The following is a 17,497-nucleotide window of genomic DNA, read 5'->3' as shown; positions in this document are numbered from 1 at the left end:
ATAAAAAATCAATATATATAGATAGAAATTAATACAAAAATCAAGGGGGTATAGAAATGGCAAAGGCTCAAACACCATTTTTAGTAGTAAATCCAAAATCATATTTATATGGAGAAAAAAGCTTAGAATTAGCTAAAGCAGCAGATAAAGTAGCAAAAGAAACAGGAATCCAAATATACTTTACTTGCCCATTTGCTGATATTCGTTACATAAAAGAAAACACAGAAAACATAATAGTTACAGCTCAACATATGGATCCTCTAACTCCAGGTCGTGGAATGGGACATGTTTTAGGGGAATCTCTAAAAGAAGCTGGAGCAGAAGCAGTTTTCCTAAATCATGCAGAACACGCTATGACAATAAGCCAATTATCAGCAACTATAAACAGAGCTAAAGAATTAGGATTAATAGTAATAGCATGTGCAGATTCAGTTGCAGAAGCAGTTGCTATATCTAAATTAAACCCAGAAATATTATTAGCTGAACCAACAGAATTAATCGGAACAGGTACAGTAGCAGACGATAGTTACATGGTAGAAACTATAGAAAAACTTCACGAAGCAAACCCAGATGTATTAGTTATGATAGCTTCAGGTGTATCTACAGCAGATGATGTTTATCATATATTAAAATTAGGTGCTGACGGAACAGGAGCAACTAGCGGAATATTAAAGGCTCCAAGTCCAGCAGGTAGAATCCAAGAATGGGCAGATGCAGTTATAAAATTACAAAACGAAAAGGCAGGTAAATAATATGAAATTATATAAAGAACAAATAGAACTTACATCACATGGAAAAACTCCAAGTTATTTTGATATAACACCACAAGTTAAAGAAGCAATAGCTAAAAGTGGAGTAAAAGAAGGTATATGCACAGTTTTAACAGCACATACAACTTGTTCAGTATTCTTTGAAGAATTCGTTCACGATTATACAGAAGATGGAGATGAATTTTTACAAGTTGACTTAAACAACGTTCTTTCAAAAATAATCCCAGACCAAACTGATTACGGTCAATACACTTACCCAGGTGAAAAACACTACCAAGCAGTTGAATCTTGGCCAGATGCTGAAAAATATCTTCCAGGAGGAGACAGAACGCAATTATTTAACTGTGACGCTCACTTAAAATCAACTATATTAGGTTCTAGTGAAACTTTTGAAGTAGCTGATGGAAAATTAGGTGTTGGTACTACAGGATATATTTACTTTGTTGATTTTGACCGCACTCGCTCAAGACAAAGAAAATGTAAAATAATAATAATTGGAGAAGAAGCATAATACTATCGAGATATTGTGCATAATTTAGAAAATAGTATTGAATTTATATATGAAAGGTGGGTTCTAGTTAGGAGCTCACTTTTTATTTTGAGGATAAATTTAATTAGAGTAAAACTAGAAAGTCTGTACGAAATAATGTCAAATGACATTGTTTTTTAGTTATGATATAATTTTAAGCATATTGATAATGATTATAATAGATATAATATATGTGATTACATGATTTGAAAATGTGGAGTTGTCGTATAAATGAATAATTATAGAGTATTTAAATAAGTAGTTATATAACGTTTTAACAAATAGATAATTATACGAGATGTAAATATGTAATTACATGGTATTTAAAAAGGAGTAAATTTTTATGGCACAAAATAATTTATCTAATAAATCTAAATCTGAAAATTATGAGGATATGTTGATTTACATAGCAGAGTTGTATTATTTAAAAGGGCTATCTCAACAACAAATAGCCGATATAACTCACCAATCTAGAACAAATATTTCGCGCCTTCTTAAAATATGTGTAGAAAAGGGAATCGTTGAATTTAGAATAAAAAAACCAACAGGAAAGAGAATTTACACAGCATCTCAGCTTGAACAAATGTTTAACCTAAAAAAGGCTATAGTAGTTCCAAATGGAGGAACTCCAGAGCAGCTTAGAAGAAGAGTAGCAGTAGAGGCAGGCGAATATTTGAGAACTATTTTAAAAGACGGAATTTTGATCGGAATAAACTGGGGCTCTACAGTTTACGAAATAGTTAAAAACTTTACTGTAGAGCACAAATACAACATAGATGTCATCCAGTTATTAGGCGGCGTGAATTCAAAATTACGTGATGCAGATGGACAACATATACTTCAGTCTTTTGCGTCAAATTTTAACGGAATAGGGTATATTTTAAATGCACCTTTTATAGTTCAAAAAAAAGAAATAAAACAATTATTGATGCAGGAACCACCTATAAAAGATCATTTTTCTAAAATGAAAAAAATAGACATCGCAATCCTTGGAATAGGTAATCACACTCCAAAATCATCTATATATAATTCTGGTTATCTAACTGATGAAGAAATGGAAATGTTGAAAAACGACGATGCAGTTACAGATATTTGTGGATACGGCATAGATATTGAGGGAAATCAAGTTGAAACTGTGACTACAGGAAGAATAATAGGAATTGAAATGGATGATTTAAAGAATGTACCAGTTCGTATAGGGTGTTTATCTGGAGTTGAAAAGAGTCAAGCAGTACTTGGTGCGCTTAGAGGTGGTTATATAAATGTGTTAGTCGTAGATGAGGAAACTGCCAATGCTGTTATGATAGCCGAAGTCGATGGAACAAAACATAAAAGTAAGATTTAAATGTAAAAATAAACCAGTTTAAAAAGGTTATTGGTTATGTTAATTATTATTATTTAGACAGTATCAATAACGGATTATTGGCAAGGGGGATTAAAATGAAACCAAAACTTAAAATTACAGTTGAGGCAATACCTAGTGAATACTATTCTAAAAAACGTATGAAGGTATTTATAAGTGAGACATTTGCAGGTAGAAAATATAAATTAAAAGAGAATTTAGATGCTGAACAAAATAAAATTGAATTTGTTTTTGTTATGAAGGAATTAAAAAATGATTTTGTAACAGAAATTACAGAAATTACTGAGGTATTTCAAAAAATAGGGGAATTAAATATGTATGAAATTACATCATGTGATTCTGCGTTTATATAGCTAGATTAAATAGGGCTTGTGGGGAGAAAGTTTGTCAACAAGCCCTATTTTTATTTTAAGTATTTGAAATAAATTCCAAAGCAATATATGATAATTTAAGTCTTATTATGTAATTTAAATTATCCAAATTCATGTCATAAAGATCATTTATTTTATTTAATCGGTATTTTAATGTGTTATAGTGAATATGAAGCTCATCTGCAGCTTTTTTTATATTTCCATTATTATTGATAAAAGCTTTAAGTGTTTGCACATATTCTTGACTAGCTGAATTTAAAAATTCTATAAAATTTAAATCTACTATATTGTTAGTATTTTTATTTGTCAAAAAACTATAAACGAGATTAGTCAGCATAAAATCAGAATAATAAAATATAGGATTTTTAGAATCTGAATCATTAGAAAAATCTATAGCCTTTAGTGTTTGTTCATAGGCTAATTTTGTGTTATGCAAATTAAAGAAAATATCACTGATTCCTACAACTAAATTGTATCTTTTACATAACTCTAAAAAATGTTCTGATTCTATTTTTGAATTTTTGGGATATTTTTTATCCTGAGTAATATATAATACACATATTTGTTTTCTGTATATAAAAACAAGCTGATTATAAAATAATGACTTTATTAAGTCGTATAAATTTTTCAAATTGTTAGAGGTAGTATCTTTATCAACAAAATTGATATTTATTAAAAAGAAATTAGAGTGTAAATCTAAATTTAAAATATCACATGTTTTTTCTAAAAAATAAGGTTTAACATCATCTGATGATAATAAATAATAAAATATAGAATCAAGTTGACAATTATTACAATAACTAAAACGAGAATCATTTATTATTGTAGGTAATAATAATTTTTTTACGGTATTAACAAGTTTTATATCATCTCTGTTAAAAGGTTTATTTGCTTCTAGTATATATAAATAAGCCATATTTAAGTTATTGATTTTTATAGGACATAAAAGAATCCTATGTTCCATTATATCTAAATAATCTATAATATGGGGATTATTTTCTTTAGATATAGATTGTAAAAATTTAATATCGTAATAAATTTTATCTAGATAATTGGGATCTGGATAATTATTTATTATATAATTTTGCCAAATGCTATCATTTATTTTATTGTCTCCAGTATTATAAGCACATAGATAATTAGCTGCATTTGCGATTATTATTGGATTTTTTAGATAATCATATATTATATCTATTAAAGTATTAATATTTTCATTTTTTGAAATTGCAGAGATAATGCTATTAGAAGAAGCTATAATGTTAGCTTTTACATTTATTACATCTTGTAAATCCTCTAATAATTTGTATAGGTTTATTTTATCCTGTTCTAGCATTAAAATATTACAGTTTTTTAATTGGAATAAATCATATTCATCATTTATATCGATAATAATTAACAAATTGGTAATTTTATCTGGAGAAAAATCTTTCGGTAAATTAGATAATTTACATATATAAAGGCTATATGAATTAAGATTGTCGAAGTTATTTTCTATATAATAATAGTTTGAGATATTTATATTTTTTGCCATTATTACCAAAGGATTTTTTGAAGATAGCCTTGCTGATATTTCGTTAAAAGTTGCAGACAAAATGAGTCCTCCTTTCTATTTATTTTCCAAATCGAGATTATATTTTTCTGATATTTCTAAAGCAACTAATGAAAGCTGTAGTTTTATAAGAGTATCAGAATTTTTTAAATCAATAGAGTATTTATTTTTTAATTTTTCTATTCTATATTTTAATGTGTTATAGTGAATTTTTAATTTTTCAGATATTAAATTTAAATTTCCATTTAAATCAATGTAATATCTTATTGTAGTTATTAAATCCTGATTATTTTCTTTTAAAAGATTCATAATTCTGGAATCAAATATATAATGAAGCTTTTGTTTTGCAACAAAATCGTATATTAAGTCATATAAAATATAATTGTCATAATAATATATAATAGGATTATTTTGCTCATAAGGATTTATATGGTTTCCAAAGTTTATAGCCGATAATGATTCAAAATAAGCATTTCTTATATTTGAAATACCTTTAAATAGTTTGCTAACACCTACACATAATGTATAATCTTTTATTAACTCTGAAAAATTTTTAAATTCATTGACTTTGAAAAAAGGGGTAAATGAATTTTTATTATCATAAAGTACTAAAATATTATTCTGAAATATAAAAACATAATGATTTTTTAAGGTATTTTGTATTATTTGTCTTAAGTAATTAATTTTTGATTTTGAGTTTATATTATCAGAATCTTTTAAGCATAAAAGATACATATTTGAATCTAAATTAAAATTTAAATTAGATAATTTCTTTTTTATAAGTAATAAATTAGGCTTTTCACAAGTTATTAATTCATACATTATAGAGTCTATCTTTGATGTTTTTGAATTTATGAATTTATCATCAGTAATAATAAGAGGATACATTAGTTTAGCTAGTGTTTTTAATATATGAATATCACTTGATGTAATAGGTCTATTAATTTCTAGCATACTAATACGTCCAATTGCAAAATCAATGTGTTTTATTGGAATACTAATTTCTCTATGCTTCATAATGTCGTCAAAAAAGGTTATTATATGTTCGTAGCTATTTTCTGCTAAAAGACGATTTTTTTTGTTGTGATTGTATTTTAATGAATATTCTGGATGGGGATAGCCATGTTCTAACTGAAATTCCCATACAGGTTCATCTATTATTGTTTTTCCTATTTCAAAGTAGCAAGTTTGATATTTAGAATTAAGTACAATAATAGGATTATTTAAATACTCATAAGCTATAGAAAGCATATTGTCTATGGATAAATTCTTTTCTATACTAAAGATTAGCTTTTCTTTAAATGATGACAAAGCATCATCGAAATTTAATAGATCTTGAATAGTTTTTATTATGTCAAAGGTAGAAATAGAATTCTCCTCTAAAATAATGTAATTACAATTATTTAAATAGTTTTTTTCTTTAGGAGTACCTATTATTAAAAAATTTATTACATCTTCTACTAAAATATCTTTAGGTAGATTTTTTTCTTTAAATATGTATAAACAATAAGGACTATAGCTGGGAAGAGCTTTAGTTGAAAATTTAAAGCTTATTATTTCAGTATAAAACGATATTTTATAGTCATAAGTATATGGTAAAAATTTGTCTAATATTTCATTCAAATTAATATACATTTTGCCACTCCTTTCATGATTTAAGATAAATATTGAATATATTGTTAATATTATACAATAAAATACTCTGAATTTGATTTTTTTGTGATATTTTTATAAAAAAATATATAATTTTTGTAAAAATATACAATATAAAAAAATATAAAATTTATAAAATTTATAATAATATTCATAATTTGCTACATTGAAAAAGATAATTTAAAAAGGTTATACTTAAAATATAAAAGATAAGAAAAATGAAAACGTTATACAATATTGACAGAAAAAATCTTTTGTACTATTAAAAATAATTTATTATATGTTAGGGGGAATTTACATGTCTAAAATTCAAGAAGTAGCAACAGCAGTAGAAAGAGGAAAATCTAAAAAGGTAGCAGGATTAGTCCAAGAAGCTCTAGATTCAGGAGCAAGTGCACCAGATATATTAAACGCAATGATAGATGCAATGAGTGTTGTAGGTGATAAATTTACAAAAAATGAAATATTCGTTCCAGAAATGCTAGTAGCAGCTCGTGCTATGCAAAAAGGTGTAGAAGTTTTAAAACCATTATTAATGGGAGAAAATGCAGTTTCTGCAGGAAAAATGATAATGGGAACAGTAGCAGGAGATTTACATGATATAGGTAAAAACTTAGTTATAATGATGCTTGAAAGTGCAGGCTTTGAAGTTATTGATTTAGGAGTAGATGTACCAGCAGAAAAATTTATAGAAGCATTAGATCAAAATCCAGATGTTAAAATAGTTGGAGCATCAGCACTTCTTACAACAACTATGCCAGCATTAAAAGATACAGTAAAAGCACTTAACGAATATCCAAATAGAGATAAATTCAAAGTTATGGTTGGTGGAGCACCTATAACACAAGAATTTGCAGATGAAATAGGAGCAGATGCATATACAGAAGATGCAGCTGAAGCAGCTCAAGTAGCTAAAAAATTAGTAGGATAAAGTTAATCGTTGCAGAGTGAGGTTAAATTAGAACTATATAAATTAAGAGAGGTTCTTTATGAAAAAAATAAATAACAAAATTAAAACTTTCTGGGGAATAAGCGAAGTTGGATTTTCGTTTATGAGTACAGTTGAAACAACATTCTTTGTAATATTCTTAACTGATGTAGCAAAATTGCCATTACCATTGGTAGCTGCAGTAACCTCTATAGCAGGTATAGCAGATGCAATAACAGCTATGTTAGCAGGAGTAATAATAGACAAAGTTAATTTTAAAGGTGGAAAATATAGACCTTGGTTAATATACTGTTCTCCTTTTGTAGTGGCATTTTTCGTATTGATGTTTACTAAAATAGGACCAGATCCAGTTGCAGCATTAATTTGTGCAATAGGATATATATTAAGCCATGGTATATGGAATATAAGCTGGACAGCAAATAGAACTTTAGTTGGAGAGCTTACAGATGATCCAAAAGAGAGAGCATTTCTATCTGGTAGAATTTCAGCAGGATCAAGTGCAGGAAAAATACTTGCATCATATCTTGTACCAGTATTAAATATATTCTTCTTAGGTGTATTTGCAGGATCAAGTGGAGTTATTGGATATACAATGACAGCATTAATAGCATCACTTACATTTACAGTATGCTTTGTTGTACACTTTGTTATAACTAAAGGATACGATGAGCCAAAAGAACTATCAGATGCTGATACAAAAGGCGCAAGATCTATTTCATTTAAGGATATGGCAAAAAGTATAACTTCAAATCCACAGCTTTTATTAGTTTTAATTTACGACTTCTTAAAACTAATTGGATATTATACTTTGATGGCATCAGTTGCATACTATGCAAAGGTTGTCCTTAAGGATGAAAGTGCAATTTCTTTCATATTAGTAGTTTTTAATGTTGGAGCTTTAATAGGATCACTTATATCAAAACGTATAGTTGACAAAGTTGGAAGTAAATTGACTAATATAATTGGTATATTAGGTTTTGCAATATGCCTAGTAGTTATATATATAATGCCAGTTAATAAAATAATAGTGACATCTCTTTTAGGTTTAGGACAAATATTCTTCGGAATAGCATATGGAAATACTACTAGTTTATATTCAAACTGTGGTACATATAGTGAATATAAAACAGGAAAAAATACTAAGGCTGTTATAATGTCTTTCAGTTCTTTAGCTATAAAAATATCAATTGCTGTTAGAGGCGTTGTTATAACTAGTGTTTTATCAGCAATATCTTATAATGCTGATGCAGCTATTACAAATTCAACTGTAAGTGGTATAAAAATGTTATTCCTTTTAGTACCAATAGCATTTTTAGTAATTTCTATAATACCTTTATTAGGGTATAAAATTAAAGACAATGATATAGCTGTAATGGAAAAAGAATTACAAGAAAGAGCTAAGGCTAATTAATAAGTTAAAAAATACTTGGATTATATAGATTAATTAATAAAATTGGAGGAAGAAAAATGAGTGATTATTCTTTTAAAATAGAAGAGATACAAAATGCAAAAATGGCACCAGCTATACCAATACCATATGGTGCACCAGAATTTGAAACAGTTAAATTCAATACTCCTATAACACCAAAGGAAAATGTACTTAGAATATACAAAAAAGAGAAACCTCTTTGGATGCCATCTCTTTACTTTGATGTTAACTTTATACAACCATTAGTAATGCCAGATGCATATGCTAGATGTAAAGGTGGCATCGACTGGTTTGGTATAGAATGGGAATATGAACCACAAACAAAAGCAGCCATGGTAAAACCAGGAACAAGAAGATTAGATGAAATAACTAACTGGGAAAAATTAGTTTTTCCTGATTTATCGGCTATAGATTGGCAAAAAGATTATGATGAAAATTATAAAGATAAAATAGATCCTGATAAGGCTACAGCATTTGTAATTGTAAATGGATTATTTGAAAGAACAGCAGATTTAACAAGCTTTGAAGATACATTCTGTTATTTATTAGAAGAAGAGGAAGCTTTAGAAGCATTTTATACAAAATTAACTGATTTCCATATAGAATTAATGAAAATAGCAAAAGAAGTATATCATGCTGATATAATAACTTTCCATGACGATATGGGAACTCAAAAGAACTCTTTCTTCTCACCAACTACTTTTGAAGAAGTTATGTTACCACATTATAAGAGAATGAATGATGCTGCTCATGAAATGGGACTTTATGTAAACTTCCATTCTTGTGGATGTGTTGGAAATCAAATAGAAAACTTCATAAAAGCTGGATTTGATTCTTGGGAAGGTCAAGATGCTTGTAATGATAAAATAGGTATATTTGAAAAATATGCAGATCAATTAGCACAAATAAGCTCTTTCTCACCAGATCCAGATGGCAAATTAAGTGATGAAGAATATGAACAAGCTATAAAAGATAGAGTAAGAGACTATGGAAAATTTGGAAGATATATAGCTTGGTATCGTGAAAATGATCCAGAACGTAGAAGAAAAGGATATGAAATAATGTATAAAGAATCTAGAAAATTATATTGTGACTAGTAGAATATTATACAGATTTCAGAAAATAAGTAATATATAAAGGATGGAGTATAACAGATGATTATTATAGGAGAAAAAATAAACGGCTCTATACCAGTTGTCGGTGAAGCAATAGCAAATAAAGATGCAGAATTCATTAAAAATAGAGCAAAAATACAAGCAGAAGCAAATGCAACATATATAGATGTTTGTGCTTCAGTGCAAGAAGATATAGAAGTAGATACTTTAAAATGGATGATAGATTTAGTTCAAGAAGTGACAGATGTACCTATATGCATAGATTCTCCAAGTCCACGTTCTTGTGTAGCAGCTATACCATTTTGCAAAAAGCCAGGACTAGTAAATTCAGTATCATTAGAAGGAGATAAAATAGATGTAATATTTCCAGTAATAGCAGATACTGAGTGGGAATGTGTAGCATTACTTTGTGACGATAAAGGAATTCCAAACTCTGTAGAGAGAAGAATGGAAGTATTTGATGGAATAATGGCAAAAGCTAAAGAATACAATATAGATCCATCTAGACTTCATATAGACCCACTTGTAGTTACTCTTGGAACTGATGAAACAGCTCTTACAACTTTTGCAGAATGTTGTAGATTAATAAAACAAAAATATCCAACAATACATATAACAAGCGGATTAAGTAATATATCTTTTGGACTTCCTGCTAGAAAATTAATAAATCAAGCATTTATGGTGCTTGCTATGAATGCAGGAATGGATAGTGCAATAGTTGATCCAACTAATAGAGATATGCTAGGAATGATATATGCAACAGAGGCTTTATTAGAAGAAGACGAATTCTGTATGGAATATATAACAGCATATAGAGAAGGATTAATTGGACCAAAAAAATAGTGTAAATTTGTAACAAACATTTTAATTAATAAAAATAAAATTTTTAAAAAATATGCCCACATTAAAGTATCGATAAGTATATAAAATTTATCGATACTTATTTTTTATAAAAAAGAGGTTAGGTTTATGATATACAATAAAGAACAAATTAATTTATATTTAAAAAAAATGAATTATAAGGATGAAGTAAAAATAGATTATAATACACTTAGTAAGCTACAAATAGCTCATTTAACTAATATACCATATGAAAATATAGATGTTTTAAATAAAAAACCGTTATCCTTAGATGCTCAGGATTTATTTAATAAAATGATATTAAATAAAAGGGGAGGGTATTGCTTTGAGTTAAATGGATTATACAGTAATTTGTTAAAGAGTCTAGGATTTAAGGTGACAAATTTAGCGGGGAGATTTATATATCAAGATGGAAAAACTAGAATGAGGCTACATAGAATTTTGAAGGTAGATATAGACAATAAATCATATATATCGGATGTAGGTGTGTTGAGTGAATTACCTAGAAAAAGTTTAGAACTTGAAATAGGCAAAATACAAAATGATGGAAAATGCGATTATAAATTTGAATTAGATGAAAATAAAGAATATATTTTATATCAGAGAAAACCTAATAAAGATTGGAAGCAAATTTATAGTTTTTCTTTGGAGCCTCAACTAGATATAGACTATGTATTACCTTGTTTTTATTGTGAAACTCATTCAAATTCACCATTTATAAATTCGATGAAAGTAGCTATTTATACAGAAGATGAACATATAAGATTATTCGATGGAGAGCTTATTTTTTATAAAGATGGAAAGGTGAGAAAATTAGAAAAAATTAATGACGAAAAAATAGAGAGTGTATTAAAAGAATATTTTGGTATAGTATTGTAATTATTTTTAAATATATCTAAATGAATAAAAATATATATTATGTAACGTATTATGGAAAGGAGAAAATCATGTCAGAAAAAATTAATTTAAAGGTTTTACTAGATCATAATATGAAAGGCAGAAAATTAATAGATATAATAAATGAAAATAATATACCTATAGAGACAGCATGTGGTGGAAAAGGAAAATGTGGAAAGTGTAAGGTTAAAGTTTTAGAAGGAAATATAAGTGATATAACAGAAAATGAGAAAAAACTTTTAAGTAAAAAAGAGATATATGAAAATGTAGTTTTAGCCTGTGAAAGATATGCATTAGGAGATGTAACTATCGAGATTATTGATGTAAATGAAGATACAATTGAAAAAGGAAAAATTATAAAATGCGATAAAAATATAGATAGTATAGTTCAAAAAATATATTTAGAATTGCCATTGCCTTCTTTAAAGGATCAAAGAAGTGATGTAAAAAGAATATTAGATTGTTTAAAAAATAAAAAAAATATAGATTGTAAATTTGATATAAAGTTAATTTCAACATTACATGAAATTCTATTAGATAGCAATTATAAAGTTACAGTCACTATTTTAAAAGATGAGATAATAAGAGTTCAAGCAGGTAATCGACAAGATAAAAATTATGGAATTGGAATAGATATAGGGACAACTACAGTAGCGACATATTTTGTTGACTTAAACAGTGGTGAAGTTCTAGATACTGAATCGAGTATTAATTCACAAAAAAAATACGGGGCAGATGTAATATCTAGAATAAATTATGCTATAGAAAGTAAAGAAAATAAAGAAATGCTTAAATCTGAAATAGAAACTACTATTAATAAATTAATTGATAAGATTATTTCTAATAATGAAATTGATAAAGAAGATATAAGCATAATAAGTATAGTAGGAAATACTACGATGAGTCATTTACTCATGGGAGCAAATGTAGAGGGAATTTCAAAATCACCTTTTAATGCCGTATTTTTAGATGAAGTTATAGGAAATGTAGAGTTATTAAATATCGATAAATTAGATAAAAATACTAGATTTATATTACTTCCTAATATAGGAGGATATGTAGGGTCTGATACTTTGGGAGCTATATTGAGCAGTGATATAAAAAATAAAGATGGAAACATATTGCTTATAGATATTGGAACTAATTGTGAATTAGCATTAAAAACAGATAAGGGGATTTTAGTATGTTCAACTGCTGCAGGACCCGCATTTGAGGGAGCTAATATGAGATATGGAATGAGGGCAAGTGATGGTGCTATTTACGATTGTGATATAGATTTAGAAGATGATATTTATATAAAAACTATAGGGGATACAAGTGAATGTACAGGAATTTGTGGTAGTGGTTATATAAATTTGATAAGTAAATTAGCTGAAGAAGAAATTATATTGCCACAGGGAAGAATTACTATGCCAGAGGATATTGAAGATGATGTATCACAAAAGATTAAAGATAGAATATATAAGCAAGAAAAAACTTATGAAATTGAATTGTATAATGATGGAAATAAAAAAGTTAGTTTAATGCAACAAGATATAGTTAACCTTCAACTAGCAAAGGCGGCAGTAAAAACAGGTATAGAATTATTAATGATAGAAGGAAAAGTAGATAAATTAGATGGTATACTTATAGCAGGAGCATTTGGAAGTAATTTAAATATCGATAGCATAAAAAGTATAGATATGATACCAAATATTAAAAACGAAAATATAAAAGTATTAGGAAATGCTGCTGGAAGTGGAGCTATTCAAATTCTTCTACATAAAGATAAATACAACAATATGAATGAAGTAATTCAAAATACAAGACATGTAGAACTGGCAAATCATAAGGATTTTAATAGAATTTTTGCTGATTCTTTGATGTTGTAAAGTAAAAGGAGTAAGACTAATTTGGAAAGTTTAATTATAATATGTGAAGTTTTAAAGAATGAAGTTAATTTTATTATAGAAAAGATGATTAAAAGTAATATTATAAAATCTATGCCTGAAATAATTTATGTTGATTCTAAATATCATAATAATCCCGATAATTTAAAATTAAAATTGCAAGAAATCATAGATCAAAATAAAGAATATGAAAGAATAATTTTATTATATGGTCAATGCGGAAATGCAGTATTAGAATTAAAATCAGATTATTCTAAACTAGTTATGCCAAAAGTAAGCGATTGTATATCTTTGTACTTGGGGGGAAATGATAAGCGAAAACAGATAAAAGATAGTGAGAGAACCTATTTTTTCTCAAAAGGATATATGGAAAATGACAACAGTTTATACAATGAAATGGTTAAATTAAAAGAAAAATATGGTGAAGAAGAAGCTATAGATATGTATAAGATGGTAATATGTAATTATAAACATATTGGAGTTATAGATACAAAGGCATATAACTTAGAAGATATTATGGATAAAATAAAATCTTTATGTTATGACTTAGATTTGAACTATGAAATTGTAGACGGGGATTTATCGATAATGGAGAAAGCTTTATTGGGAATTTTAGATGGAGATTTTGTAATAAAGAAAGTAGGAGAAAAGGTGTCTTATAAAGACTTTGAATAATTTTATTAGTATAAAATTAAACATGGCTTGGAGCAAGAGTAAAACTGCTACAAGTCATGTTTAATTTATGTATAAGAAGCCTCTTCAATAAATTTCTTGACTGCAAAACTGGCATATCTAGTATTTGGATAGTGAAAGAACAATTCCCTAATAGTGAGCTCTGAGTTTATTTTATAATATTTGAGATCACTGGAGATAGGCATGTTTTTTATCAGAGTGTCACTTACTAGAGCTATTCCCATATTGCTACATACAATATTGTATGAAGTAACTAATTGTTCCACTTCAAGAATTATTTTAGGTGAAAATTCAGCTTCCTTGCACAACATATCAAATCTATTTCTAGTATCATTGCCTGGATATAGTGCTACAAATGGATAATTTTTAAAACATTTCATACTTACAGCAGGAGCAGATTCATGTAAATGAATATCATTTATTATATCTTCTTTAGATAGACTGCATTTTGACAAATTGTTATCTAATTTTAGTTTATTGGGAACTGCTAATAGAAGATTTTCAGTGTGAAAAACCTTCTTTTCATAAATATTTTCGTCAATCGGATAATTATCTAAAATCAAATCTAATGTTCCTTTTTTAATTTGATCCTCTAAATAAAAAATATTACCTTCATGAAGCTCTATTTTTATCTCTGGGTATTTATCAGTGAAGTTTTTTATAATTTTAGGTAAAACAAAAGAGGTACAAAGATTGTTTGAGCCGATTGCTATTTTGCCTGATTTTAAATCTCTGACATCGTTTAAATAAGTTTCGAAATTATTTTGTAAAGTCATAATTTGTTCTACATAGTGTATATATTCTACACCATACTCAGTTAATTGAATAGGTTTTACATTTCTATTAAATATTGGGACTCCAAGTTTATTTTCAACTTTTTTTACCATAGCGCTTAAACATGGTTGAGTTACATATAAATTTTTGGCGGCTTTTGAGAAGCTTTTTTCTTTGTATACTTCGTACACGTATTCCATATTTTGAAACATTTACAATCACCTACGATATTTCTATAACTATTTACAATATAATGTAAGAAAAATTTTATTTTAAAGAATAATGATTAAGATTTTTATAATATAAATAAATATTTATATTGTTTATAAATATATAAATATTTGATTTTATTATAGTATAATCATATACTTAAATCAACAGATAAAGGGGGGATAACATGTACAAAACAATTGGTATTATAGGAGGAATGGGGCCAGCAGCGACTTGCGATTTGATGGAAAAAATCATAGCATCTACAGATGCAGAAGATGATCAAGGACATATTCATATATGTGTTGATTGTAATACTAATATACCGGATAGAACTAAAGCTATAGTAGAACATGGAGAAAATCCAATTCCAGAGATGGTAAAGAGTGGTATACGTTTGGAATCCATGGGAGCAAATTTACTTATAATGCCATGTAATACAGCGCATTATTTTTATGATGAATTGATAAAATATTTGGATGTACCTTTTTTAAATATGCCCCTTGAAACAGGAAAATATCTAAAAAAAATTGGTGTAAAAAAAGTAGGAATTCTAGCAACGGATGGAACAGTTCAAAGTAAAATTTACGATAAACCTCTAATGAATCAAGGAATAGAAGTCGTATATCCGTCGAGTGAAAATCAAAAATTAGTTATGTCACTTATATATGATTGTGTGAAATCGCATCATAAGGATTACAGTGAGATTCCAATAAGAAATATAGTAGAAGAATTAGTAAATAAGGGAGCAGAAAAAATTATTTTGGCATGTACAGAATTGCCAATAGTTTTTAGAAATTTAGAAATTAATAAAAATTGTATAGATCCAACTCTTGTATTAGCGCGTTCGGCTGTTGAGTTTGCTGGTGCTAGGGTGGTTAAATAGTGTGTATATTTATAAAATGGTGCTGAAGTGTGATGTTTTAGCACCTTATTTTTATATTAAATTTATATAGTATATGGTTATCATTATTATCGATTTTAAAGATTTTATAATCAATTTATAGTAAAATAAAATTATAAGAGTAAATATAAAAATTGGGGGCAAATAAAATGAAAAAGGTAATTTCAATATTTTTATCACTAGCTTTAGTTCTAACTAATTTTCAAGGATGGGACTATATAAATATATTTAAAAATCTCGATTTATTTCAAGGAATAACTCAATCATTTGCTGAGACAGGGACCTTGCTAGAAGGCACAGGACTTTACTATACTATCTCAAATGATGAAGTAGCTATAACTGATGCTGATACAACTATTTCAGGCGAATTGACAATTCCACAAACTATAGAGGGTTATCCAGTAACTAGTATAGCAAAGAATGCTTTTTCAAGCTGTAAAAGTCTTACAAGTGTAACTATTCCAGAAGGTGTAACTACAATATACGATTATGCTTTTTATAGTTGTAGTAGCCTTGTGAGTGTTACTTTACCTGACAGTTTGACTACTATAAATGGTAGAGCTTTTCAGTTTTGTAGTAGTTTAACAGATATAAATATCCCAACATCTGTTACGACTATTGGTAAAGGTGTTTTTGATAGCTGTACTAGCCTTAAGAATATAATTATTCCAGAGAGTGTTAAAGAGATGGGTAGTGGCATTTTTAGTAAATGTACAGCGCTAGAAAGTGTAAATATTCCAAATGGAATAAAGGTTATAGAAAATAATACATTTGAAAGATGTACTAGCTTAAAGAGTATAGCTATACCAGATAGTGTGACTAGTATAGGTAACAATGCATTTGAAAGATGTACTAGCTTTACAAGTGTGACTATACCAGACTCTGTGACTAGCATAGGAAGTTCTGCTTTTTTATACTGTGGAGCGCTTAAAAGTATAAGTATACCAGATAGTGTGACAAGTATAGGAAAATACGCTTTTCATAGCTGTAGCAGCCTTGAGAGTATAACTATTCCAAAGAGTGTAGAGAGTATAGGAGAAGATAGCTTTTATGGATGCAGCAAGCTACAATCTATATATGTAAATGATGAAAACACTGCTTTTAAAAGCGCAGGCGGTGTTCTTTTCTCAAAGGATCTAAGTAATCTAATTGTTTTTCCAGCTGGAAAATTAGATACTGCTTATACTATACCAAGTGGAGTTAAAAATATAGCAAAGAAAGCCTTTTGTAAATGCAATAATCTCGTAAGTGTAAATATACCAGATGGTGTAACGACTATAGGCATAAGTGCATTTCAAGCTTGCGAAAGTCTGACAACTGTAGCTATGCCAGATACTGTAACTAGTATAGGAAATTCAGCATTTTATGAATGTACTAATTTAAAGAATATAAATATTTCAGAGGGCTTGACAATTATAGGAGATAGTGTTTTTTATAGCTGCACCTCTTTAGAAAATGTGACTATTTCAGAAAGTGTTACAACTATAGAAAGTTATGCTTTTGAGGACTGTAGTAGCTTGACAAAGATAACTATTCCAAAA

The 17,497-nt window shown here is 27.8% G+C and carries 16 protein-coding genes; 13 read left to right on the top strand and 3 right to left on the bottom strand.

Translation table 11 applies throughout. The features are described 5' to 3' along the window. Positions 1–56 precede the first annotated feature (56 nt). The 4 genes from MR593_RS07490 to MR593_RS07475 all read left to right on the top strand — a co-directional run bounded on the left by MR593_RS07490 (position 57) and on the right by MR593_RS07475 (position 3,015). Positions 57–752 carry a triose-phosphate isomerase gene (locus MR593_RS07490; protein WP_290691514.1) on the top strand — a complete coding sequence of 232 codons (696 nt, stop codon included), beginning with the start codon at positions 57–59 and terminating at the stop codon, positions 750–752. Position 753: 1 nt separating this feature from the next. Beyond that, positions 754–1,281: a YjbQ family protein gene (locus tag MR593_RS07485; protein WP_290691511.1), complete on the top strand. Its 528-nt coding sequence runs from the start codon at positions 754–756 to the stop codon at positions 1,279–1,281. 361 nt (positions 1,282–1,642) lie between these two features. Continuing rightward, complete coding sequence (locus MR593_RS07480; RefSeq protein ID WP_290691508.1) at positions 1,643–2,644, top strand: sugar-binding transcriptional regulator; 1,002 nt, start codon at positions 1,643–1,645, stop codon at positions 2,642–2,644. Between the two features lie 95 nt (positions 2,645–2,739). Further along, positions 2,740–3,015: a hypothetical protein gene (locus MR593_RS07475; RefSeq protein WP_290691505.1), complete on the top strand. Its 276-nt coding sequence runs from the start codon at positions 2,740–2,742 to the stop codon at positions 3,013–3,015. Between the two features lie 55 nt (positions 3,016–3,070). On the opposite strand, the gene MR593_RS07470 is transcribed toward MR593_RS07475, so the two are convergent. Together MR593_RS07470 and MR593_RS07465 are read right to left on the bottom strand one after the other, a co-directional pair. Further along, entirely contained in the window at positions 3,071–4,624 is a 1,554-nt protein-coding gene (locus MR593_RS07470; RefSeq protein WP_290691503.1) for a PucR family transcriptional regulator, read from the bottom strand. Between the two features lie 15 nt (positions 4,625–4,639). Then, on the bottom strand, positions 4,640–6,217 hold the full coding sequence (locus tag MR593_RS07465) for a PucR family transcriptional regulator (RefSeq protein WP_290691500.1): 1,578 nt from the start codon (positions 6,215–6,217) through the stop codon (positions 4,640–4,642). A gap of 316 nt (positions 6,218–6,533) precedes the next feature. Between MR593_RS07465 and MR593_RS07460 the strand changes: the two genes are divergently transcribed. From MR593_RS07460 to MR593_RS07430, 7 genes are all read left to right on the top strand, one after another. Beyond that, entirely contained in the window at positions 6,534–7,166 is a 633-nt protein-coding gene (locus MR593_RS07460; RefSeq protein ID WP_290691498.1) for a corrinoid protein, read from the top strand. Between the two features lie 58 nt (positions 7,167–7,224). Continuing rightward, a complete protein-coding gene (locus tag MR593_RS07455) occupies positions 7,225–8,595 on the top strand; it encodes an MFS transporter (RefSeq protein WP_290691496.1) in 1,371 nt (456 codons plus the stop codon). Between the two features lie 56 nt (positions 8,596–8,651). After that, positions 8,652–9,710, top strand: a complete 1,059-nt coding sequence (locus MR593_RS07450; protein ID WP_290691493.1) for a uroporphyrinogen decarboxylase family protein — start codon at positions 8,652–8,654, stop codon at positions 9,708–9,710. 57 nt (positions 9,711–9,767) lie between these two features. Then, entirely contained in the window at positions 9,768–10,571 is an 804-nt protein-coding gene (locus tag MR593_RS07445; RefSeq protein WP_290691491.1) for a methyltetrahydrofolate cobalamin methyltransferase, read from the top strand. A gap of 126 nt (positions 10,572–10,697) precedes the next feature. Further along, positions 10,698–11,468: an arylamine N-acetyltransferase family protein gene (locus MR593_RS07440; protein WP_290691489.1), complete on the top strand. Its 771-nt coding sequence runs from the start codon at positions 10,698–10,700 to the stop codon at positions 11,466–11,468. A 68-nt stretch (positions 11,469–11,536) separates the two neighbouring features. Beyond that, positions 11,537–13,357, top strand: coding sequence for an ASKHA domain-containing protein (locus MR593_RS07435; RefSeq protein ID WP_290691486.1), 1,821 nt, complete (start codon positions 11,537–11,539; stop codon positions 13,355–13,357). A gap of 21 nt (positions 13,358–13,378) precedes the next feature. Further along, positions 13,379–14,050, top strand: coding sequence for a DUF1638 domain-containing protein (locus MR593_RS07430; protein WP_290691484.1), 672 nt, complete (start codon positions 13,379–13,381; stop codon positions 14,048–14,050). A 65-nt stretch (positions 14,051–14,115) separates the two neighbouring features. Here MR593_RS07430 and MR593_RS07425 read toward each other — a convergent pair whose 3' ends face one another. Next, complete coding sequence (locus MR593_RS07425; protein WP_290691483.1) at positions 14,116–15,054, bottom strand: LysR family transcriptional regulator; 939 nt, start codon at positions 15,052–15,054, stop codon at positions 14,116–14,118. Between the two features lie 185 nt (positions 15,055–15,239). Here MR593_RS07425 and MR593_RS07420 point away from each other — a divergent pair, with 185 nt between their 5' ends. Together MR593_RS07420 and MR593_RS07415 are read left to right on the top strand one after the other, a co-directional pair. Beyond that, on the top strand, positions 15,240–15,938 hold the full coding sequence (locus MR593_RS07420; RefSeq protein ID WP_290691481.1) for an aspartate/glutamate racemase family protein: 699 nt from the start codon (positions 15,240–15,242) through the stop codon (positions 15,936–15,938). A 167-nt stretch (positions 15,939–16,105) separates the two neighbouring features. Further along, a partial coding sequence (locus MR593_RS07415; RefSeq protein ID WP_290691479.1) for a leucine-rich repeat domain-containing protein occupies positions 16,106–17,497 on the top strand: 1,392 nt, incomplete at its 3' end.

The sequence above is a fragment of the Intestinibacter sp. genome (assembly GCF_022780145.1).
Classification (GTDB): Bacteria; Bacillota; Clostridia; order Peptostreptococcales; family Peptostreptococcaceae; genus Intestinibacter.
Note: the sequence above shows the minus strand (reverse complement) of the source record. Positions and strands in the feature narration are given on the sequence as shown.

Bases quoted from the DNA above. Each gene is read 5' to 3' on its own strand.
- MR593_RS07490 (WP_290691514.1), top strand. From the start codon at position 57: ATGGCAAAGGCTCAAACACCATTTTTAGTAGTAAATCCAAAATCATAT.
- MR593_RS07485 (WP_290691511.1), top strand. From the start codon at position 754: ATGAAATTATATAAAGAACAAATAGAACTTACATCACATGGAAAAACT.
- MR593_RS07480 (WP_290691508.1), top strand. From the start codon at position 1,643: ATGGCACAAAATAATTTATCTAATAAATCTAAATCTGAAAATTATGAG.
- MR593_RS07475 (WP_290691505.1), top strand. From the start codon at position 2,740: ATGAAACCAAAACTTAAAATTACAGTTGAGGCAATACCTAGTGAATAC.
- MR593_RS07465 (WP_290691500.1), bottom strand. From the start codon at position 6,217: ATGTATATTAATTTGAATGAAATATTAGACAAATTTTTACCATATACT.
- MR593_RS07460 (WP_290691498.1), top strand. From the start codon at position 6,534: ATGTCTAAAATTCAAGAAGTAGCAACAGCAGTAGAAAGAGGAAAATCT.
- MR593_RS07455 (WP_290691496.1), top strand. From the start codon at position 7,225: ATGAAAAAAATAAATAACAAAATTAAAACTTTCTGGGGAATAAGCGAA.
- MR593_RS07450 (WP_290691493.1), top strand. From the start codon at position 8,652: ATGAGTGATTATTCTTTTAAAATAGAAGAGATACAAAATGCAAAAATG.
- MR593_RS07445 (WP_290691491.1), top strand. From the start codon at position 9,768: ATGATTATTATAGGAGAAAAAATAAACGGCTCTATACCAGTTGTCGGT.
- MR593_RS07440 (WP_290691489.1), top strand. From the start codon at position 10,698: ATGATATACAATAAAGAACAAATTAATTTATATTTAAAAAAAATGAAT.
- MR593_RS07435 (WP_290691486.1), top strand. From the start codon at position 11,537: ATGTCAGAAAAAATTAATTTAAAGGTTTTACTAGATCATAATATGAAA.
- MR593_RS07425 (WP_290691483.1), bottom strand. From the start codon at position 15,054: ATGTTTCAAAATATGGAATACGTGTACGAAGTATACAAAGAAAAAAGC.
- MR593_RS07420 (WP_290691481.1), top strand. From the start codon at position 15,240: ATGTACAAAACAATTGGTATTATAGGAGGAATGGGGCCAGCAGCGACT.